This is a genomic window from Gimibacter soli (assembly GCF_028463845.1).
GTDB classification, from domain to species: Bacteria; Pseudomonadota; Alphaproteobacteria; order Sphingomonadales; family Kordiimonadaceae; genus Gimibacter; species Gimibacter soli.
In genome coordinates, this window is the sequence record NZ_CP116805.1 from 566434 (window position 1) to 588413 (window position 21980).

Genomic DNA, 21980 nt, shown 5'->3' on the forward strand with positions numbered 1-21980 from the left:
CCCATGCAGCGGGGCAAATGAAAAGGGCCGGTGAAAACCGGCCCTTTTGCGTTTCTGTTCCGTAATTTCCCTCAGCGCAGGATCGAGCGCAGGTGACGCGCCGCGAAGCTGAGCTTCGATACCGACAAGGCACCCGAGGTTTTCAGGTCATCCACAAGGCGCGTTGCCCGGATGATGCGGGTCTGTTCGTCCTTCAGCCAGTCGCGGGTGGCGACAGCTGCGGCCTTCTTGTCGGCGCCGGTGCAAACCGTCAGCGCAAGGCTGCGCTGCTGGTCCGACAGGTCCTCGAGAAGCGAACGGACGGCCAGCACATCCCAGTGATCGTGCGTCTGGATACGTTCGGCCCGCTGACGCAGCCAGTCGAACCCGAGCGCATCGCCAAGGGCAAAGTGCACTTCGGCCGCATAGTCGATCTTCTTGCCCGAATCCTCGGCCACCGCGATGATATCGGGGCCGTCGCGCAGCACCTCAAAGCCTGCCACGAAGGTGGCAAGGTCGTGGCCCACGCCCTCGGCCTTGAAGGCGTCGCGGCGGTGGACGAAGGTTTCGCGCACGGGGGCGGAAAGGATGTCGGCCGAGATATCAAAGAGATCGCGGACCTGGCCCTTGTAACGACCGATCAGCGCTTTCACGTCGAACGGCTGGGGCAGGTTACGGAGCATCCACAGGACCTGCGACTTCAGGCTGTCGGATACCGACTGGTGCATGTCATACTGCAGGCGCGCCGGGACATGGTAATCAAGCGCGTTGATTGCCTGCCAGTGCGACTTCAGCTCGAACACCTCGCGCACCACCACGAAGGCGGCCACGATATCCTCGACCGCAAGGCCGGTTTCTTCCTTGATCTCATAGACAAAGGTGAGGCCGGCCCAGTTCACCACCTCGTTCGCGAGAACGGTGGAGACAAGCTCGCGCTTCAGGCGGTGGGCCTTCAGCTCGTCGGCGAAGCGTTCGCGCAGCACGGTCGGGAAGCCCCATTCCAGTTCCGGCGTCAGCACCGGATCATCGATGAGATGGCCTTTGATCAGCACGTCTGACAGCGACATTTTCGCGTAAGACATCAGGATCGCAAGCTCCGGCCGGGCAAGGCCGCGGTCGTTGGCAGCAAGCTCGGCAAAGCCTTCGTCCGAGGGCAGGCCCTCGATCTCGCGGTTCAGGGTGCCGTCGCGTTCGAGCGTACGGATGAGGCCCAGATGATATTCCCGCGCCTTCGTCGCCTGCGCTTCCGCCAGCGAAATCGCCTGCGTCTGCAGATAGTTATCCGAAAGCACGATGGCGGCCACATCGTCCGTCATGGCGGCGAGGAGCGCATCGCGGTCTTCCCGCTTCAGTGTACCGCGCGAGATGGCTTCGGTCAGAAGGATCTTGATATTGACCTCCTTGTCCGAGCAATCCACACCGGCCGAGTTGTCGACAAAGTCGGTGTTGCCACGACCGCCCCGACGGCCCCATTCGATGCGGGCGCGCTGGGTCATGCCGAGGTTGCCGCCTTCGCCGACGACCTTGGCTTTCAGTTCCTTGGCCGTCACACGCACTGCATCGTTGGCGCGGTCGCCAACCTGTGCGTCGCTTTCATCGGACGCACGAACATAGGTGCCGATGCCACCGAACCACAGAAGGTCGATCTCGGCCTTCAGGATGGTGTTAATGAGCGCGTTCGGCGTCAGGCTTTCGGCGTCGGTCTTTAGCCATTCGCGGACTTCGGCGGAAAGCGGGATCGACTTGGCCGAGCGGGCGAAGATGCCGCCGCCCTTGCTGATCAGCTTCTTGTCATAGTCTTCCCAGGTTGAACGCGGCAGGTCGAACATGCGCTTGCGCTCGTTCCACTGCGCGGCGAAGTCGCCGGGCGTGGGGTCGAGGAAGATATGCATATGGTTGAAGGCGGCTTTCAGATGCAGCGTCTTTGACAGAAGCAAGCCGTTGCCGAACACGTCGCCCGCCATGTCGCCGATACCGACGACGCTGAAGGTGTCATGCTGGGTGTTGATGCCCATTTCGCGGAAGTGGCGCTGGACACTGACCCAGCCGCCGCGGGCGGTGATGCCCATCTTCTTGTGGTCGTAACCGGCCGAGCCACCCGATGCGAAGGCATCGTCCAGCCAGAAATTATGGCCGGTCGAGATGCTGTTCGCGATATCGGAGAAGGTAGCCGTGCCCTTGTCGGCGGCAACCACCAGATAGGGGTCGTCGCTGTCGCGGCGCACCGTATCCTTCGGCGGCACCACTTCATTCAGCACAAGGTTATCGGTGACCGAAAGAAGGCTCGAAATGAAGCTACGATAGCATTTCACGCCCTCGGCGAACCATGCGTCGCGGTCGGATGCCGGCGGCAGCTGCTTCGGGTAGAAGCCACCCTTCGCGCCTTGCGGCACGATCACGGCGTTTTTCACCTGCTGGGCTTTCACAAGGCCCAGCACCTCGGTGCGGAAATCCTCGCGGCGGTCGGACCAGCGCAGGCCACCACGCGCCACGGGGCCGGAGCGCAGGTGCACGCCTTCGACCCGCGGGCTATAGACCCAGATTTCGGCAAAGGGCCGCGGCAGCGGTGCTTCCTTGACCTCGCGGGAGCGGATCTTGAAGGCGAGCGCGCGTTCGTCTGCCCCTTCGATCACACCCGGCTGGTAGAAGTTGGTGCGCATCGTGGCCTGCACGACATTGAGGTAGGCCGACAGGATACGGTCCTGATCGAGGCTCGAAACGGATTCGAGCGCCTTTTTCACGCTTTCCGTGGCCTTTTCGATCAGGGCCTTGCGGTCCTTTTCCTTGATGGCGGGATCGAACTGGGCATGGAACAGCGTCAGGATATGGGCTGCCACGTCCGAATGCTCGACGATACAGTCGGCGATATAGTCAGGCGTATAGCCAAGGCCGAGCTGGCGCAGATATTTGCCGTAAGCTCGCAGGATCACGATGTCGCGCCAGCCGAGGCCGGCGGCCAGCACCAGCCGGTTGAAGCCGTCGTTTTCAGCCGTGGCCGACCAGACGCGCAGGAACAGGCCTTCGATCAGCGGGCGGATCACATCCATCGGCGAGCCGATGCCGCTGGCGCGCTCCAGCGTGAAATCATGGATATAGCCGCCGGCATGGTCGGCCAGCTCGTAGCTATATTCGCCGAGGACGCGGAAGCCCATGTTTTCAAGGATCGGCATGCAGTTCGACAGCGCGACAAGGCTGGTGCCGTGATAGAGCTTCAGCCGGTAGCGGTTCTCGCCGTCGGCCAGATGGCGGTAGAAATCGACCCGCAGGTCGTCCTTGCCGTCCACTTCCTCCAGCTGGGTGATATCGAACGCTGCCTGGCCGGGCGCGAAGCTTTCGCGATAAGCGGCCGTGAAACGGTCCTTGTATTTATGGTGCAGGCGGTTGCCGATTTCCTCGCCGAGGCGGTTGACGAGCTCGCTCGACAGGCGGTCTGTCCAGCCCTGGGCGGCTTCGGCAATCTGGCGGTTGATGGCATCGGGGTCCGCCTTCGGCACGCTGCCGGGCTTGGTGCGGATGATGAAATGCCAGCGCGCCAGCGCCGATTCCGAAAGGTTGGCGTAATAAACCGAAATCTCGCCCTTGTAGGCGTCGCACAGGATCTGCTCGACGGCGGTACGAAGGCCCGAGTGATAGTTTTCACGCGGCACATAGACAATGGCCGACACGAAGCGCTCGAACCGGTCGGGGCGCACGAAGGCGCGCGGACGCGGGCGTTCGGTCAGCTGCAGGATGCCGAGCGCGGTATCAAGCAGCCGGTCCTCACCGATCTGGAACAGTTCGTCACGCGGGAAGGTTTCGAGGATATGGTCGATGGCCTTGGCGGCGTAGGAGCGTTCCTTGAACTTGGTGCGCTTCTTGACGTTCGCGACCTTCTGGCGAAGCAGCGGCACATCGCGGGCAAATTCACTGTAGGAAAGCGACGTGAAAAGCCCGATGAAGCGGCGTTCGCCAACGGCGCGGCCTTGCGGGTTGAAAATCTTCACACCGATATAATCAAGGTGCGAGGTGCGGTGCACGGTCGATTTCACGTTGGCCTTGGTGATGATCACCGGCTCGGGCCGTGACAGGAAGTGGCGGATCTCGGGCGACATCTGGGTCAGGCCGTCGCGGTCCCGAAGGACATTACGGTTGGCATCGCGCAGGATGCCAAGGCCGGAGCCGTCGACTTGCGTGAAATCGAAGGTGTCAGCGTCGCCTTCGAAGCGATATTCGCGGAAGCCAAGGAAGGTAAAATGGTCAGCGCCCAGCCAGCGGAGGAAGCGGATGGTTTCATCCACCTGTTCCTGCTGCAGCGGCGGCGGGTTGACGGTGAGCGAGGCAACCGTTTCATCGATCTTGGCGAGCATGCCTTTCCAGTCGACCACGCAGGCGCGCACGTCCCCGAGGATCGCCGAGAGATGGGCGTCGATTTCCTTCAGGGACTCTTTGTCCGACTGGGCATCGATCTCGATGAACATATAGCTTTCGCGGCGGGCGTCATCGCCCCCTACTTTCACGCGGTTGCCCTTATCATCGCGCACGATGCCGATGATCGGATGGTGCATCATATGGATGCGGTGGCGCATCGTCTGGCTGATGCCGCCGGTGATCGAATCAACAAGGAACGGCATGTCGTCATTGATGATCTGGATGACCGTATGGCGGGTTTCCCAGCCGGCCTTGCCGCCACGCGGATTGGAAATCAACACTGTCGGCTTGCCCGGCGTGCGCTTGGCGGATGCCTCATACATACCGTGGGCGATGGCGAAAAGCGTTTCGCCCGGCCACGTCAGAAGGTCGTCAGGCCCGGTGACATAGAAGGCGTCGACGAATTCAAGGAAGTCGGCAAGCGTTTCGCCTGCCAGATGTTCATGGGCTAGCCGGCCAATATCGGCAATCTTCTGCTGGCGCGGATCGGTGCTGGTCACGATTTCTGGTCCCCTGGTGCCGTCCTTGCGGCACGGCTCCATGATGTTTTTATGTTCAGGTAAAGGTCTGGCGGCGCAGGATCGCCGTCAGCTGGCTGGGGTCCGCCTTGGCAAGGCCAAGGGGCTCTAACTCGCCGTCGTCGTTGCGGCGTGCGAGAAGGAGGCATATGTCGTCGCCGGGCGCGGCCTCGGCGGCGATATCTTTAAGACGGCGGGCGGGCATCGCCGCCACCATCGACCGGATGCCGGAAAGCGGATCACGCGCGGTGCGGCCGCTGCGTTTGCGGCGACGGGTGCTGCGCTCTTCGCGCACGCAGCCCTTGATGCCGCCCGGCATCTTCATCAGGAAATCGGGAAGATCTTCCGACCGCACGCCATTTTTCACAGCATGGGCGAGGGCGGCTGCATATTCGGTCAGCCGCGTCTTGTCGTAACCCTTGCCGAAAACGAGCTTCAGCACGGGTGTGAAGGGCGCGCGGGCCTGCGCCTTTATTCCGGCGTCACCGAGAAGCGCTTCGAAACTCGCGGGGTCGCTGTCGGCCTGCTCGTAAATCGCCAGCGCGCGGCCAAGGGCCGCATAAAGACTTTCACGACCGCCTTCATCCATCCTCACCACTTTTTTGGCAGCGGCCACCCCTTCGCCGACAGCGGCGGCAAGGGCGGGCGGCAACGCGGCCTCAAGCCGGAAGTCGGCAACCGGCATCGAAACCGCTACAGGGGCCTCAGCAGCGGGTGTCGGGGTTGCTGGCGTGTGGAATTCTGCGAGGCCTTCGGTGCTGTGGCGGCGGAAGGTCGCGACCACCATCAGGAACTGAACGCCGTCACCGTCCAGCGACAGCGGCAGCATGATGCCCCGGCTTTCGACGCGGTCTTCGGTGAATTCGAACTCGGCAGCGCGGAAGGCGGGCGATTCGGCCGACAGAAGCTGCACCAGTTCGTGCGCGAAGCCATCGCCGATTTCGGAAAGGTCGTGGCCCTTGCTGACCGGATGATCGATCAGCACGGCGAAACGCTCGCCGATGGCCCGCACGCGATATTCGCCGGGGTTCGATACATCCAGAAGCAGGCAGTTTGCCTTGAAGGGGGAAAGGCCTTCGGCGGTCAGGTCACGGAACAGGGGCAGGTCGCGCCCGGCCCGCAGGCTGCGCCAGAATTCGAAAGCTGCCAGATGCAGGCGGCGTTCTTCGCCCACGGCATCCTTGTAGGTGAAGAAGTCGTCCTCTTCCCCCGCCGGCGCGGCGCCCTCAGATGATTCCCATTGGTCTTTATCGTCCATGGCCTTCAAACCATTTGACTTTCGCGGCCCGATGGTCGCGTCCAATGACCTTGGTATGGCATTCCGGGATGCGCGGTGCAAGGACGATCGGGGGCATGGCCCAACTTTCGTGTCCGGTGTTGCTTCGCTGCCAAGGCTTGAAGGCGACCGCCTTTTGCGTCACATAGGAAAGCGAGGGGACCATCACAATAGAACATTGAGGGACGGGTATGGCGATCAAGCGCTTCGAAAGCCTTACGGCTATGTTTTTCGAGCAGGCGACAGCGCGCGGGGATGCGCCGTTCCTGTATGCCAAAGAGGAAGGCCGCGGCTGGGTGCCGATGAGCTGGCGGCAGGTGGCGGACGATGTGGCGCGGCTCGCTGATGTGCTGACAAGCCTTGGTATCCGCGCCGGCGACCGGGTCGTGCTTGTCAGCGAAAACCGGCCTGAATGGTTCGTCTCGGACCTTGCCATCATGGCGGCGGGCGCCATCAGCGTGCCGACCTACACGACCTATACCGAACGCGATTATCTGCACATCATCGAAAACAGCGGCGCCAAGGCGGCGATTGTATCGACCAAGGCGCTTGCCCGCACCTTCCTGAAAGCGGCGCACCAGTCGGATATCCTCAACCATGCCATCGTGATCGAGGAAGCCGGGCTCGGCCAGAGCCTCAACTGCGATGTGCACCGCTGGGACAAGGTGATGGCGAACGCTGAACCCGATCTCGACGCTTTGAAGGCCCGCGCGGCCGGCACTACGCGCGATGATCTCGCCTGCCTGATTTACACCAGCGGTACGGGCGGCGCGCCGAAAGGGGTGCAGCTTTCGCACGGGGCCATCCTTTCGAACTGCGAAGGGGCCGCGAAGGTGCTCGAGACCATCGGGCTTGAAAATAACGCCTTCCTGTCGTTCCTGCCGCTTTCCCATGCCTATGAACATACCGCAGGCCAATTCCTGCCGGTCGCGACAGGGGCTGAAATCTGGTACGCTGAAGGGCTTGAAAAGCTCGCCGCGAACCTTGAGGAAGCCAAGCCCACCGTGATGGTGGTGGTGCCGCGCCTGTTCGAGCTTCTGCGTGCGCGTCTGATGCGGGCGATCGAAAAAGAAGGCGGCCTGAAGGCAAAGCTTTTCGACAAGGCGCTCGAGCTCGGCCTGAAGCGCAAGCGCGACGGCCAGCCGCTGTCGATTATCGAGAAAGTCATCGACAAGGGGCTCGACCTCACCGTTCGCAAGAAGGTGCGCGAACGTTTTGGCGGCCGCCTGAAGGCGCTTGTCTCGGGCGGAGCGCCACTTTCCCCCGATGTCGGCTATTTCTTCGCGGCGTTCGACCTGCCGCTGTTGCAAGGCTACGGGCAAACCGAGGCGGCGCCGGTTATTTCGGTCAACCCGCCTGCCGCCCCGCGCATGCATACGGTTGGCAAGATCCTCGACGGGGTCGAGGTGAAGATTGCCGACGACGGCGAGATTTGCGTGCGCGGCGAGCTTGTCATGAAGGGCTACTGGAACGACGAGAAGGCGACGAATGCCGTGATCGTCGATGGCTGGCTGCACACCGGCGATATCGGGCGGCTCGATGAGGACGGCTATCTCGAGATCACTGACCGCAAGAAGGACATCATCGTCAACGACAAGGGCGACAATGTGAGCCCGCAGAAGATCGAAGGCATGCTGGCGCTTGAAGATGAAATCGCCCAGGCCATGATTTACGGCGACCGCCGGCCGCATCTTGTGGGGCTTATCGTGCCCGATGCCGAATGGGCGCGCGAATGGGCAGCCAAACACGGCAAGGGCAGCGACATGGACGCGCTGAAAGCCGATGCCGATTTCCGCAAGGCGGTGGACGCGGCGGTGGCGCGGGTCAATATGCGGCTTTCGAACGTTGAAAAAGTGCGGAAGTTCACCTTCGCGGACGAGGCATTCTCTGTGGAGAATGAACAAATGACGCCGACCCTGAAGGTGCGGCGCCATATTGTCTCGAAAGCCTACAAGGAAAAGCTCGAGGCCCTTTACTGAGGTAAAAGGCCCCGGCTTTTTTCTCAGCCCTGTTTGCTGATCAGCACCTGATGCGGGAAGGGGATTTCGATGCCGTTCGAGTCGAAGGCTTCCTTTACGGCGCGGGTCATGTCGAACTTCACGTTCCAGTATTCGGTACCCTGCGTCCAGACACGGACGATCAGGTCCACCGAACTGGCGCCAAGGTTGCCGACGACAAGAAGCGGCTCCGGGTCTTTCAGGATGCGTGCGTCCTTCTCTATCACGCCGCGGATGGCCTCGAAGGCCTTGCCGACATCCATGCCGTAGCCGATGCCGAAGGTCATGTCGACGCGGCGGGTTTCGTGGTAGCCGAAGTTGCGGATCGCGGCGCCCCAGATCATGCCGTTCGGCACGGTGACGCGGATATTGTCGGGCGTGTCCAGTTCGGTCGTGAACAGGGTGATGCCCTTGGCGGTGCCGGCGAGCCCTGCAACCTCGATATAATGGCCGACCCGGAAGGGGCGGAAGATGAGGAGCATTACGCCCGCCGCCACGTTCGAGAGCGTGCCCTGAAGGGCGAGGCCAACAGCGAGGCCGGCGGCACCGAAGACAGCGACAAGGCTTGTCGTCTCGACCCCGAACTGGCCAAGCACGGCGATGATGGTGACGCCGATGACCACATATTTGACAAGGCTGCCGAGGAATTCCGAGACGGTTTCGTCGATCTTGCCGGTGCGGCCCAGGGCCTTTGTGGTCAGATGGCGCGCCCGGCCAGCCAGCCAGAAACCGATGATAAGGATGACAACAGCGCCAAGCACGCTGAGGCCGTATGTGGTGGCGAGCAGCACGAGCTGGTCGACGAGGTCGCGGATTTGCGCTTCATCCATGGGGGAGGTCTCCTTGAACTGATGGATCGCGCCGGATTATGCGCGACAAGCAGCGGGGATTGAAGGGAAAAATCCTGCCTTTTCGGCCTCAGGTGCTGATGGCGGCGAGGCTGCGTTCGATAAGTGCGGATGCCTCGCGGAGGGCCGGCACAAGCGTCGTTACCGCGCGTTCGCGGGTGCCTTCAGCATAGGGCATGGCGAAATTGAGCGCCGCCTGCACCCGACCGCTGCGATCCTTCACGGGCACGGCGAGCGAGCAAAGGCCGCGCTCCAGTTCTTCCTGCACATAGGCATAGCCCTGCACCCGCACCTTCATGATTTCCTGCCGGAGCTGCACCTTGTCGGTGATCGTCAGGTCAGTGCGCGGCCGCACCTCGGCGCCCGCCAGCCATTCGTCAAGCACGGCATCGGGCTGGCCCGCCAGCAGCACGCGCCCCATCGAGGAACAATGAGCCGGCAGGCGTGCACCCACGCCCAGCGTCACGGCCATCACCTTGCGCGCCGCCACGCGCTGCACATAGACGATATCGGCGCCGTCCAGGACCGACATCGAGCAGCTTTCATGCACGCGGCGGACAAGGTCTTCCATGAAGGGCAGCGCGATCTCGGTGATTGGCAGGGCCGAAAGATAGCTGAAGCCAAGATCGAGGATACGCGGGGAAAGGCTGAACTGGCGGCCCGACTGGCGGGCATAACCCAGATACTTGAGCGTCAGCAGCACGCGGCGCACCACGGCGCGCGACAGGCCGGTGGCGTCCGCCAGTTCCGACTGGCTCATCTGCGCGCTTTCATTGAAGGCGCGGATCACCATCAGGGCGCGGTCCAGCGACTGCAGATAATCGGGGCCGTCGGTGAAGCCCTTGTCCATTTCCTCGCTCATGATTCCTCCCGCCGCACAGGGCTGAACTGTGGTTGACAGTCTCTGTCCTTGCGCGTAATTTTACAAGATACGAATTATCGTTCGCATAACGCACAAAATAAGTCAAGTCCCAGCGTGTCCGGAGCCCGATATCATGGCCTTCAGCCTGACCTATTCGACCATGTTCAACCCCCCTGCCGAAATGCACGACCGGTTCGAGGCAGCGGCTGCCAAAGTGCGCGCCGGCCTTGGCGCCCGGCATGACCTTTTCATCGGCGGCAAGGATGTGAAGGCGGCGTCCTACGCCCGCGTCACCAGCCCCATCGATACGAGCCTTGTGCTGGGTGAGTTTGCCGAAGCGACGGTCGCTGACGTCGATACGGCGGTCGCTGCGGCGAAGGCAGCAGCAGCCCGCTGGCGCAAGACCCCGGTCGCTGACCGGCTTGCCATCATGCGCCGCGCTGCCGATATCATCGAGGAACGGGTGTATGAGATGGCGGCTGCCGTCGCGCTTGAGGTTGGCAAGAACCGGATGGAAGCGCTCGGTGAAGTGCAGGAAACAGCCGATTTCTTCCGCCATTATGCCGATGACTTTGAAGCGAACGGCGGGTTCGACCGCAAACTGCCGAACGATCCGCTGGATGGCTGGGTCTCCACCAACCGTTCGGTGATGAAGCCGCATGGCGTGTGGGCCGTGATCGTGCCCTTCAACTTCCCCTTCGCGCTCGCCGGCGGGCCGATTGCGGCGGCGCTCGTCACAGGCAATACGGTCGTCCACAAGGGCGCGCCCTCCACGCCCTGGTCGGGCTGGATGCTCGCCGATTGCCTGCGCGATGCCGGGCTGCCGGCTGGCGTGTTCAACGATCTCGGTGGCGGCAGCGACGAGGTCGGCAAGGCGCTCGTCGGGCACAAGGATGTGGGCGGCGTCACCTTCACGGGTTCGCACGAGGTGGGCATGGCGATCCAGCGCCAGATGCTGGCGGGTAAATTCCCGAAGCCGGTGATCGCCGAAATGGGCGGCAAGAATGCCTGCATGGTGACGAAGCACGCGGACCTTGAGCGTGCCGTGCTTGGCTGCTCACGCTCTGCCTTCGGGCTTTCGGGCCAGAAATGCTCGGCCCTTTCGCGCATCTATGTCGATCAAGTCGTTGCAGACGACTTTATTGCGCGCCTGACGAAACAGGTGGAAAGCCTTGTTGTCGGCAACCCGCTTGAAAAGCCTGTCTATATGGGGCCGGTGGCCACGAAGGAAGCCTACGAGCGCTACAAGGCCCTGCTTGCGGAGCTTGCCGCAAGCGGCGGCAAGATCCTCGCAGGCGGCAAGCTGCTGACGGAAGGCGATTTCGCCAGGGGCTTTTTCGTGGCGCCGACGCTTGTGGAAGCGCCCGCCGACCATCCGCTGTTCGCACGCGAGCTTTTCCTGCCCATCCTGATGGTGGCGCGGGTGGCATCGAACGAGGAATCCATGTCCCACATCAATAACACACCGCTTGGCCTCACGGCGGGTGTGTTCGGCAATGCTGCGGAGGTCGACTGGTTCCTCGATCATGTGGAAGCCGGTGTCACCTATGTGAACCGCCCGCAAGGGGCCACGACCGGCGCTTGGCCGGGCTACCAGCCCTTCGGCGGCTGGAAGGGGTCGGGCAACACCGGCTGCGCCATCGCCAGCTTCTATTATCTGCCGCGCTACATGCGCGAACAGTCCCAGACCGTGGTGGAGTGACGCTCGAATGGCTTTGATGTCGCTCTCGGAGGCGATCCGTCTCCATGTGAAGGACGGCATGAGTGTGGCGCTTGAAGGCTTCACGCATCTCATCCCCTTTGCCGCCGGGCATGAAATCATCCGGCAGGGTATCCGTGGCCTGCACCTGATCCGCATGACGCCGGACCTGATCTATGACCAGATGATCGGCGCGGGTGTTGCCGACAGGCTGACTTTCAGCTGGGGTGGAAACCCAGGTGTCGGCTCATTGCACCGGTTGCGCGACGCGGTCGAAAATGGCTGGCCCGTGAAGCTTGAAATATTCGAACATAGCCACGGCGAAATGGCGGCGGCCTACACGGCGGGGGCGGCACGCCTGCCCTTTGCCGTGATGAAAGGCCATTCGGACAATGATCTGGCGGCTCACCAATCGGGCCGGACAACTAAAATGGATTGCCCTTTCACGGGTGCGTCTGTCACCGCTGTGCGCGCGGTGAACCCGGATGTGACGATCCTCCATGCCCAAAAGGCGGACCGCGCCGGCAACGTGCTGATCGAAGGGATCGTCGGGGCCGTGAAGGAGGCTGCCTTTGCGGCTGGCAAGGTGATCGCGACCGTCGAACAGGTGGTTGATGACCTGGGCGCCGAAAAGAATGCGGTGATCCTGCCACATTTCCTCGTTTCCGCCGTCGCTTGCGTGCCGGGCGGGGCCTACCCGAGCTATGCGATGGGCCATTATGACCGCGACAACAGCTTCTATATCGCGTGGGACGATATCGCCCGCGACCGCGAAGGCTTCACCGACTGGATCGCCGCGCATGTAACCGGCGTGGCCGACCATCGCGCCTTCCTTGAAAAGCTGGGGGTCGTTGCATGAGCTATACACTCGATGAAATGATGACGGTGGCGGCATCGCGGCAACTGAAAGACGGGGCGGTGTGCTTCGTCGGTATCGGCCTGCCGTCGGCTGCCTGTGTGCTGGCGTCCCGTACCCACGCGCCGAACCTTGTGCTGATCTACGAATCAGGCACGGTGGAGACAGCGCCCGAGGTGCTGCCCCTGTCGATCGGGGACGGTGAGCTTGCGGCCACCGCCACCTCCGTTGTGCCGCTCCCTGAAATTTTCAGCCATTATCTGCAAGGTGGCCGGATCGATGTGGGGTTCCTCGGCGCCGCGCAGATCGACCGGTTCGGCAACCTCAACAGCACGGTGATCGGGCCTTACGAGGCGCCGAAGACCCGGCTGCCGGGGGCGGGTGGTGCGCCCGAGATTGCGACCCATGCGAAGGAAATCCTTATCGTGATGCGGATGAGCAAACGGGGCTTTGTGGACAGCCTTGCCTTCCGCACCTCGAGCGGCCACCTTGCCGGCAATGGCGAGCGCAAGACGAAAGCCTACCCGGGCCACGGGCCGCAGGCGCTTGTCACCGATTTCGGTATCCTGCGCCCCGACGCCGAGACCGACGAACTGGTGCTGACCGAGCTGTTCGAGGGCGTGAGTGCAGCGGATGCCGTTGCCGCCTGCGGCTGGCCGCTGAAGGTGGCGGACAATCCGGGCCGCGTCGCCCCGCCCACAGAAACCGAACTTGAAACCCTGCGCGCCCTCAATGCGCGCACCAAAACGGCCCATGCGGCCAAAGTAACCCTCAGCCTGAACTGACGAGACAGATCATGAAGAATCCTCATATCAAGACAGCTCTTCCCGGCCCCAAGGCACAGGAAATGCTTGCCCGCGACAAGGCGGTTATTTCGCCCTCCTACCCGCGCGACTATCCTTTCGTGATGAGCCACGGCAAGGGCGCCGAGGTGTGGGATGTGGACGGCAACCGTTTCCTTGATTTCATGTCGGGGATTGCCGTCTGCTCCACCGGCCACGCGCACCCGAAGGTGATCGGTGCAATCCGCGAAGCATCGGAAAAGTTCCTGCATATCTCGTCGGATTACTGGCACGACTATCAGGTCCGCCTTGGCGAGACGATGAACCGCTTGGCGCCGATGGGCGAGCCTGTCCTTTCCTTCATGTGCCAGTCGGGCACCGAAGCGGTCGAAGGCGCGCTGAAGCTTGCCCGTTATGTAACGGGCCGCCCGCGTGTGCTTGCCTTCCTTGGCGCTTTCCACGGCCGCACCATGGGCAGCCTTTCCTGCACGGCTTCGAAATATACCCAGCAGAAGGGCTTCTTCCCGACCATGCCGGGCGTGACCCATGTGCCCTACCCGAACCCTTACCGCCCGCTTTTCGCTGGCGACGACCAGGGGCAGGCGGTGCTGAACTATATCGAAAACATCCTTTTCGCATCGAACGTGCCGGCGAATGAGGTGGCCGCCATCCTGATCGAGCCCGTGCAGGGCGAAGGCGGCTATATCACGCCGCCCAAGGGCTTCCTTGAAGGCCTGCGCGCGCTTTGTGACAAGCACGGCATCTTCCTGATTTTCGACGAGGTCCAGTCGGGCGTTGGCCGCACGGGCAAGATGTTCGCCGCCGAACATACCGGCGTGAAGCCCGATATCATGACGCTCGCCAAGGGGCTTGGCTCCGGCATGCCGATCGGCATGGTGGTCGCCAAAAAGCCGATCATGGAAAAGTGGGCGCGCGGGGCGCACGGCAACACCTATGGCGGCAACCCGGTTTGCTGTGCGGCGGCCCTCGCCACGCTTGAACTTGTGGAGGCCGAGTATGCCGCGAATGCAGCCAGTGTTGGTGCCTATTTCACCGAACGCCTGAAGGATCTCGCCACCCGCTTTGATGTGATCGGCGACGTGCGCGGGCCGGGCCTGATGATCGGCATGGAACTGGTGGAAGACAAGGCCAGCAAAAAGCCTGCGACAAAACTTTGCGATGCCCTCCTGACACGGGCTTTCCATAACGGCCTGTTGCTTCTATCGTGCGGGATCAGCACCGTCCGCTTCATTCCGCCCTTGATGATCTCGAAGGCCGATGTGGACGAGGCCATGACCATCATCGAGGCCAGCCTCGAGGAGGTTCTGGCCGAGAGAAATTGATCGCACGCCAGTGTGGGCAGGGAGGCCCGGATGACAATGAGGACAAAACGGTTTCAGCAGATCCTGATGATCGGCGCAGGGCTCATGATGATGACCCCGGCAACGGTCGCGCAGGACGGCGCCAAGCGCCAGCCGGTCCTCCAGAGCCTCACCCTGCCCCACAGCTATTACTGGCGGGAAATGTATCTGCCGCAGCTGACGGCAGGCCCGTCGTCGGTGGCCTTCACGCCGGATGGCAAGGCGCTTGTCTATTCGATGGGCGGCTCGCTGTGGCGGCAGGATCTGGATAGCGAAGAAGCGGTCGAGCTGACCCACGGGCCGGGCTACGACTATCAGCCTGATGTTTCGCCCGATGGCCGCTACGTTTATTTCGTGCGGCACAGCGAGGACAGCCTGCAGCTGATGCGGCTGGATATGGAACAGGGCCTTGAAGCCCGGCTTTCGGACGGGCGCGACAGCTATCTGGAGCCGCGCGTCAGCCCCGATGGCCGCCGCCTCGCGTTTGTCTCCACGCGGGGTACTGGCCAGTTCAACCTGTTTGTCGCCAATGTCGATGAAAATGGCCTGACGGGCGTGCGCACCGCAGTGATGCCGCGCCAGAGCGCCATCGACCGCTATTATTATGCGGTTGAAGATCATGCCATCAACCCGAGCTGGTCGCCGGACGGCGAGCGGCTGCTGTTTGTCGCCAACCGGGAAATTGCCTGGGGCAGCGGTGATGTCTGGTCGGTGTCCTCGCGCGATCCGGCGGATATCCGTAAAGTCGTCTCGGAAGAAACAACATGGGCAGCGCGGCCTGAGATTTCGCCCGATGGCAAGCGGGTGCTTTATGCAAGCTATGAAGGCCGCCAGTGGCACCAGCTGTGGCTGACCAACCGGCAGGGCCAGTCGCCCATGCCGCTCACCTTCGGGGATTTTGACCGCAAGAATGCGCGTTGGTCACCCGATGGCAAACAGGTTGCCTTCATCAGCAACGAAACCGGCGGCTTGACGCTTTGGGTGCTTGATATGGTTGGCGGCGCCATGCGGCAGATCACGGCGACAAGCCGGGTGCCGCGCGTGACGATGCGGCCGCTTGCTGTGCATCTGGCCGACGAGGCTGGCCAGCCGCTGCCGGCGCGGGTCAGTGTGCTTGGGGCGGACGGGCGCTATTATGGCCCGGTCGATGCCCGCATGCATGGCGATGACGCGTTCGTCGCGGCGAAGCAAAGTCAGGAAACCCGCTATTTCCACTGCCCCGGCGTGTGCCGCCTGATGGTGCCCGAGGGGGCTGTCACCGTACATGCCCAGCACGGCTTTGCCCGCACACCGGCGGACGTGACGGTCGAGGCTGGAGAAAAGCCGGCAGAAGCGCGCCTCACGCTGGTGGCGAACGGCTTGCCTTCCACCTTCGGCACGCATGTGTCGGCAGACCTGCATGTTCATATGAATTATGGCGGCGCCTACAAACAGACGGTCGAGACCATGGCCGCCGAGGCGAAGGCCGAGGATCTGGACGTCATCTATAATCTCATCGTGAACAAGGAACAGCGCATCCCCAATGTGGAAGATTTCCACACGGGCGCCGACCGGGTGAACGGCGTGACCGTTTACTGGGGGCAGGAATATCACACCAGCTTCTGGGGCCATCAGGGGCTGCTGCATCTGGATGATCACCTGCTGCTGCCCGATTTTGCGAGCTACCGCCACACCGGCCTGGCCTCGCCCTATCCGCATGGCGGCACGATTGCCGATCTCGCCCACGCCCAGAATGCCCTTGTCGGTTATGTCCACCCCTTCGACTGGATACCCGATCCCGAGGCACCTGCCGCCCTGTCGCACATGCTGCCGGCGGATGTGGCAAACGGCCGGGCCGATTATCTGGAGGTCGTCGGTTTCTCCGATCATCTGGCAACGGCCGAGGTCTGGTACAAGTTCCTGAACCTTGGCTACAAGCTGGCGGCTGGCGCCGGCACCGATGCCATGACGAATTATGCGTCGCTGCGCGGGCCCGTTGGCCTCAACCGCGTATTCCTGCGGGCTGAAAATACCGAGCCTGAAACGCTGAAGGCGGCCCTGAAGGCCGGGCATGGCTTTGTCACGAACGGGCCGCTTGTGGGTCTGCGCGCCGGTGACGTGCGCCCAGGGGACACGCTGACGATGGCCGCCCCCGGCAAGGTCGCGGTCGAACTGGCACTGCGCTCGCCTGTGCCCGTCAATCGCGCCGAGCTTGTCTTCAACGGTGAAGTTATCCAGACGCTGCAGCTTTCGGATGAAGGCCGCGCCGGGCATTTCCTTGGCGAGATCGAGCTGCCGGGTTCCGGCTGGCTGGTCCTGCGCGCGGTCGGCGACGCCGATTCCATTGTTCAGGACATCTACCCCTATGCCACCACCAATCCGGTGTGGGTGGAGGTGAAGGATATGCCCGCGCCCGAGGCCAACGCGGATGCGGCATACCTGAAGCGCTGGATGGACCGGGTGATCGAGGCGGCAACCGCCCGCAAGGCCGACTTCAACACGGAAGAGGAATTCCGCGCCACGCTCGACTATCTGGAAGCGGCGCGGGCGGCGTACGAAGCCAGAATGTAGGACGTTTTCAAGGGGAATACGATGGGTTTGCGGGGGATCGGCGGCGCGATTGCGCTGGTGGCACTGGGGTTTGCGCCGGTGCTGGCGGAAGGGAAAAGGCCGTTCGAGATCGGCGACCTTTATAACCTTGAAGACCTTTCCTCCCCGAGCCTGTCGCCCGATGGTTTCTCGGTCGTTTATGCGGTTGAAACCCGCAACGCCGACGCCGACGCCACGGTCAGCGATCTTTATGTGGCGCCCTACAAGGGCGGGGTTGCAACGCGGCTGACCGATACGCCGTTCGCCAGCGAATGGTCGCCCGCCTGGTCGCCCGATGGCCGCTGGATCGCTTTCCTTTCGGATCGCGGCGAGGACGAGACCGCACAGGTCTGGCTGATGCCGGCTGCCGGTGGCGCCGCGCCCCGGCAGGTGACAAACCTCTCCGCCGGGATCAGCGATTTCGGCTGGGCGCCCACAAGCGACCGGCTGGTTTTCGTCTCCGAAGGCGACGCTCCGGCGCCCGAGAAGGACAGCCGAGGCCGCGACAGGCCAGTAAAGCCTATCGAAATCCACCGTTTCCAGTTCAAGGAAGACTATCGCGGCTATCTGACCGACCAGCGCCAGCATCTTTACACGGTTTCGCTGACAGACGGCGTGGTGACACAGCTGACAGAGGGCGAGAATGATGCCTGGCTGCCGTCATGGTCACCCGATGGCAAGCAGATCGCCTATGTCGCCAAAACGGAAGACGCCAGAACGGCGGACCGCACGCTCAATTACGATATCTATGTGATCGCGCCCGAAGCGGGTGCGACGCCGCGCCAGATTTCGCATTTCTCGGGCACGGATGTGGACCCTTACTGGGAAAGCCGGCCCATGTGGTCGCCTGATTCCCGAAAGCTCGTCTGGCTGCGCTCGGGCGAGGATAAATGGATCTATTACAAGCCGTGGGACATGGTAGTGGCCGATGTGACGACGGGCGAGGAAAGCTACCCCGCCCCGCGCGACCATTTTGTTTACAAGCCGCGCTTCTCGGATGATGGCAAATCGATCATTGCGCTTGTCGAGCAGCCGGAAGCCATGTGGCTCGCCCGGATCGACCTCGCGACCGACAAGGTAACGTACCTGACCTCCGGCAAGCGCTTTGCCTATGATTTCGATATGGCAGCGGGGCGTACGGTCATTCTGGACAGCACCGACACCGCACCCAATGCGATCTCAGCGGTTGAAAAGAAGCTGCGGCCGATCAGCCGCCATAACGATTTCCTGAAAGGTGTGGACCTGCATGCCGCCGAAGACATCAAGCTGATGTCGGACGGCGTTGAAATCCACGCGATGCTTACCAAACCGGCGGGCTACGAGCCCGGCAAGCGCTATCCCACCATCGTGCGGGTGCATGGCGGGCCGGTTTACCAGTTTTCCCACGAGTTTAACTGGGACTGGCAGGTCTATGCAGCGAACGGCTATGCCGTGCTTGCCGTCAATCCGCGCGGGTCATCGGGGCGCGGGTTTGATTTCGCCAAGGCCATCTATGCCGACTGGGGCAATGTGGACGTGAAAGACGTGCTCGCCGGGATCGACAAGGCGGTCGAGATGGGCGTCGCGGATCCCGACCGGATCGGGGTGGGCGGCTGGAGCTACGGGTCCATTCTCACCAATTATCTGATCGCGTCCGACACGCGTTTCAAGGCGGCGGTATCGGGGGCGGGGGCTTCGAACCCGCTCGCCAACTATGGCCACGACCAATATACCGCGCTTTACGAGCTGGAGCTCGGCACGCCCTGGACCAATCTCGAGGTCTATACCCGCACCGGCTATCCGTTCCTTCATGCCGACCGGATCAAGACCCCGACGCTCTTCCAGTGCGCGGAGCTTGATTACAATGTGCCGTGCCTCGGGGCCGAGCAGATGTATCAGGCGCTTCGCTCGCTCGATATCGAGACCCGGTTCGTGATCTATCCGGGCCAGCATCACGGCATCACAGTGCCGAGTTATCTGGTCCATCGCTTGCAGCAGACGCTGGGCTGGTATAACCGTTTTATGAAGAAGTGAGACTGCGGCCGAAAGAAGCGGCAGTCCGGGGACCTTGGGAGAAAACATGACCAACAGTAACGAGGGCAAGGCGCAGCCGGCCGGAACCGATTCACCTATTCCACTCGGGCTGGCGCTTCTGCCGCTCCTCATTCTGATGGCGCTTCTCGCCGGGTCCGTGGCCCTGTTCGGCGACGGTTCCTCGGGCGGGCCGAACCAGATTTCGCTGCTTATGGCCTCGGGCGTGGCTTTCATCATCGGCGGTCGCCGGGGGATGACCTGGCCGCAGATGGAAAAGGTGATCGTGGACGGCATCTCGCTCGCCCTCGGTGCCTGCCTCATCCTTCTGGCCATCGGGTCGCTGATCGGCGCCTGGATGCTGGCGGGAACAGCGCCCGCGCTGATTTACCACGGCCTTGGCATTCTGGATGCCGACTGGTTCTATCCGGCCTCGCTCATCATCTGCGCCATGGTCTCGGTGACGATCGGCTCCAGCTGGACAACCGCCGGCACCATCGGCCTCGCGCTGATCGGGATTGCCCAGGTGATGGGCCTGTCGCTTGAGGTTACGGCAGGTGCGGTTATCTCCGGCGCCTATTTCGGGGACAAGCTTTCGCCCCTTTCGGACACCACCAACCTGGCGCCTGCCATGGTCGGCACCGATCTTTTCACCCATATCCGCCATATGCTGTGGACGACGGTGCCTTCGGTGATCATCGCGCTGATCCTCTTTACCGTCATCGGCTTCTCGACAAGCCATACGGCGGCCTCCACCGATACGATCGATGCGATCCGGGGGATTCTCTCCACCGAATATAATCTCGGCTGGCCGACCTTCCTGCCGCTCGTGATCCTGCTGTTCCTTGCCTTCCGCAAGTTCCCGGCCTTCCCGACCATCGTGATCGGGGCGCTTGCCGGCTGCGCGGTTGCGATTTTCTACCAACCCAGTGTGGTGACGCAGTTTGGCGACCCGGAAGGCGGGATGTCGGCTTTTGCAGCGTCCGCGAAGGCAATGTGGATGGCGCTCGCCAACGGCTTCTCGGCATCCACCGGTGACGAAGCGCTCGATAGCCTCCTGTCGCGCGGCGGCATGTCCAGCATGCTGAACACCATCTGGCTGATCATGACCGCCATGACCTTCGGCGCCTCGATGGAGCAAACCGGCCTTCTGCCGCGTATCGTTGAAGTGCTGCTCAAAGGCGTGCGCGGTACCGGTTCGCTGATCGTGACCACGGTGCTGACGTCTGTCGGCATGAATGTGATTGCGGCGGACCAATATATTGCCATCGTGCTGCCGGGCCGCATGTACCGCATGGAGTTTGCCCGTCGCGGCCTTGCCCCGCAGAACCTTTCGCGCACGCTCGAGGACGCTGGCACCATGACCTCGGCGCTGATCCCGTGGAACACCTGCGGTGCCTTCATGGCAGCGACGCTCGGCGTGCCGACCTTCGCCTATGCGCCCTATGCCTTCCTCAATATCATGAACCCGCTGATGGCCATCTTCTACGGGCTCACCAACATCAAGATCCAGCCGCTTTCACCGGATGAGGTGAACGAGATCGTGCATCTGGAAGAACATCACGTGGGTGAAGGCCCGATCCGTCATTGAGGCGTGAAGCGGCGCCCCGAAGCCTTCATTCAGGCTTCTGGTAGCGCCCGTATTTCTTGAGAAGATCAACAAGGGCATCCTGAGGGATGCCCTTGACGTATCGGCCCTGGGTGCCGGTCATGTCGCGCCCGGCGACGAGCGCGTTGACAATGGCTTCTTCGGTCGCCTCCACCGTGCCCCGGAACAGCGGGTCCATATTCTCGTTGGCGAGCATGGTGATATTGGCGGGGGCCCCCGCTTGCGAGGCCGCGTCGTTCGCAGTCGAAAAGGCGAGGAAAATATCCCCCGATCCGTTCCCGGCGTAGGAGCCGACCCGCGCCAGCCCCATTGTCGCCCGCTTGGCGACGCGCGCCAGCTGGTGTGGTAGCAGCGGTGCGTCCGTCGCCACCAGAATGATGATCGAGCCTGTGTCGGCGTTCGGCCCCGTGGGGGCCTGATAGACCATTTCATCCCGCAGATGCTGCCCGACCGGGACACCGGCCACAGTCAGCGTATCGCGGATGCCATAGTTTGCCTGCACCAGCACACCAACCGTATAAGTCGTGCCGTCCGACTTGATAAGGCGCGAGGCCGTGCCGGTGCCGCATTTGAATTCGTGGCAGATCATGCCGGTGCCGCCGCCTGTGGCCCCTTCTGCCACCGGGCCGGAGCTGGCTTTTTCGATGGCGTCGAACACATGCTGCGGCTTCACATGGAAACCGTTGATCTCGTTCAGATGCCCGTCCCACGTTTCGGCGACAACAGGCAGCGACCACCAGTAGCCCGAGGCATCGGCGCCCCCTGCCTTCACCCGCCATTCAATGGCAGCGTCGCGCACTACGCCCACGGAATGGGTATTGGTCAGGAAGATCGGGCCTTCCACAAAGCCCGATTCCGCGATCCAGTGGCTGCCGGTCAGTTCGCCGTTGCCGTTTTGCGAGAAGACGGCGCCGAACACCGGCTTATCCTGCGTGTCGCGCCCGCGCGGCAGGATGGCGGTGACGCCGGTGCGCACGCCTTCGCCCTCGATCAGCGTCACTTCGCCGACCGTTACGCCTTTCACATCCGTGATGGCGTTCCATGTGCCCGGTGTGCCGGTGAAGGGGATGCCGATGTCACGTGCCCTCGGCTGGGGCGCGCGGGGTTCTGCCGCCAGCGCCGTTCCAGCCATCAGGAGTACGCCAAGCGCACCTGCCAAAGTCTTCATCGACCGACCCTCCGTTTTGGGATACCTAGAGCGTCCAAGA

13 protein-coding genes are annotated in these 21980 nt (G+C 62.5%); 8 read left to right on the forward strand and 5 right to left on the reverse strand.

From position 1 onward, the window contains the following. Window positions 1-71: 71 nt before the first annotated feature. Window positions 72-4886, reverse strand: a complete 4815-nt coding sequence (locus tag PH603_RS02710; RefSeq protein WP_289504389.1) for an NAD-glutamate dehydrogenase — start codon at window positions 4884-4886, stop codon at window positions 72-74. A 55-nt stretch (window positions 4887-4941) separates the two neighbouring features. Beyond that, the gene (locus PH603_RS02715; RefSeq protein WP_289504390.1) at window positions 4942-6162 is read right to left on the reverse strand and encodes a PAS domain-containing protein; all 1221 of its coding nucleotides are present in this window, start codon (window positions 6160-6162) and stop codon (window positions 4942-4944) included. Between the two features lie 209 nt (window positions 6163-6371). Between PH603_RS02715 and PH603_RS02720 the strand changes: the two genes are divergently transcribed. Further along, window positions 6372-8159 (forward strand): AMP-dependent synthetase/ligase, encoded by a 1788-nt coding sequence (locus PH603_RS02720; protein WP_289504391.1) that lies wholly within the window; start codon window positions 6372-6374, stop codon window positions 8157-8159. 23 nt (window positions 8160-8182) lie between these two features. Here the strand turns inward: PH603_RS02720 and PH603_RS02725 are convergent, their stop codons facing one another. After that, window positions 8183-9007 (reverse strand): mechanosensitive ion channel family protein, encoded by an 825-nt coding sequence (locus PH603_RS02725; RefSeq protein ID WP_289504392.1) that lies wholly within the window; start codon window positions 9005-9007, stop codon window positions 8183-8185. Between the two features lie 88 nt (window positions 9008-9095). Continuing rightward, window positions 9096-9887: an IclR family transcriptional regulator domain-containing protein gene (locus tag PH603_RS02730; protein WP_289504393.1), complete on the reverse strand. Its 792-nt coding sequence runs from the start codon at window positions 9885-9887 to the stop codon at window positions 9096-9098. Between the two features lie 133 nt (window positions 9888-10020). On the opposite strand from PH603_RS02730, the gene PH603_RS02735 reads away from it, so the two are divergent. The 7 genes from PH603_RS02735 to nhaC are packed head-to-tail and all read left to right on the forward strand — an operon-like array spanning window position 10021 to window position 20754. Beyond that, window positions 10021-11589, forward strand: a complete 1569-nt coding sequence (locus tag PH603_RS02735; RefSeq protein ID WP_289504394.1) for an aldehyde dehydrogenase family protein — start codon at window positions 10021-10023, stop codon at window positions 11587-11589. Window positions 11590-11596: 7 nt separating this feature from the next. Next, window positions 11597-12445, forward strand: a complete 849-nt coding sequence (locus PH603_RS02740) for a CoA transferase subunit A (protein ID WP_289504395.1) — start codon at window positions 11597-11599, stop codon at window positions 12443-12445. Further along, window positions 12442-13227: a CoA-transferase subunit beta gene (locus PH603_RS02745; RefSeq protein ID WP_289504396.1), complete on the forward strand. Its 786-nt coding sequence runs from the start codon at window positions 12442-12444 to the stop codon at window positions 13225-13227. The genes PH603_RS02740 and PH603_RS02745 overlap by 4 nt, the downstream gene beginning before the upstream one ends. 11 nt (window positions 13228-13238) lie before the next feature. Then, window positions 13239-14567 carry an acetyl ornithine aminotransferase family protein gene (locus PH603_RS02750; RefSeq protein WP_289504397.1) on the forward strand — a complete coding sequence of 443 codons (1329 nt, stop codon included), beginning with the start codon at window positions 13239-13241 and terminating at the stop codon, window positions 14565-14567. 30 nt (window positions 14568-14597) lie between these two features. Beyond that, window positions 14598-17135 (forward strand): CehA/McbA family metallohydrolase, encoded by a 2538-nt coding sequence (locus PH603_RS02755; RefSeq protein ID WP_289504398.1) that lies wholly within the window; start codon window positions 14598-14600, stop codon window positions 17133-17135. Between the two features lie 21 nt (window positions 17136-17156). Beyond that, window positions 17157-19166, forward strand: coding sequence for a S9 family peptidase (locus tag PH603_RS02760; protein WP_289504399.1), 2010 nt, complete (start codon window positions 17157-17159; stop codon window positions 19164-19166). Window positions 19167-19212: 46 nt separating this feature from the next. Continuing rightward, on the forward strand, window positions 19213-20754 hold the full coding sequence (gene nhaC / locus PH603_RS02765) for a Na+/H+ antiporter NhaC (protein WP_289504400.1): 1542 nt from the start codon (window positions 19213-19215) through the stop codon (window positions 20752-20754). A 25-nt stretch (window positions 20755-20779) separates the two neighbouring features. Here the strand turns inward: nhaC and PH603_RS02770 are convergent, their stop codons facing one another. Continuing rightward, a complete protein-coding gene (locus PH603_RS02770) occupies window positions 20780-21940 on the reverse strand; it encodes a DmpA family aminopeptidase (protein WP_289504401.1) in 1161 nt (386 codons plus the stop codon). Window positions 21941-21980 lie beyond the last annotated feature (40 nt).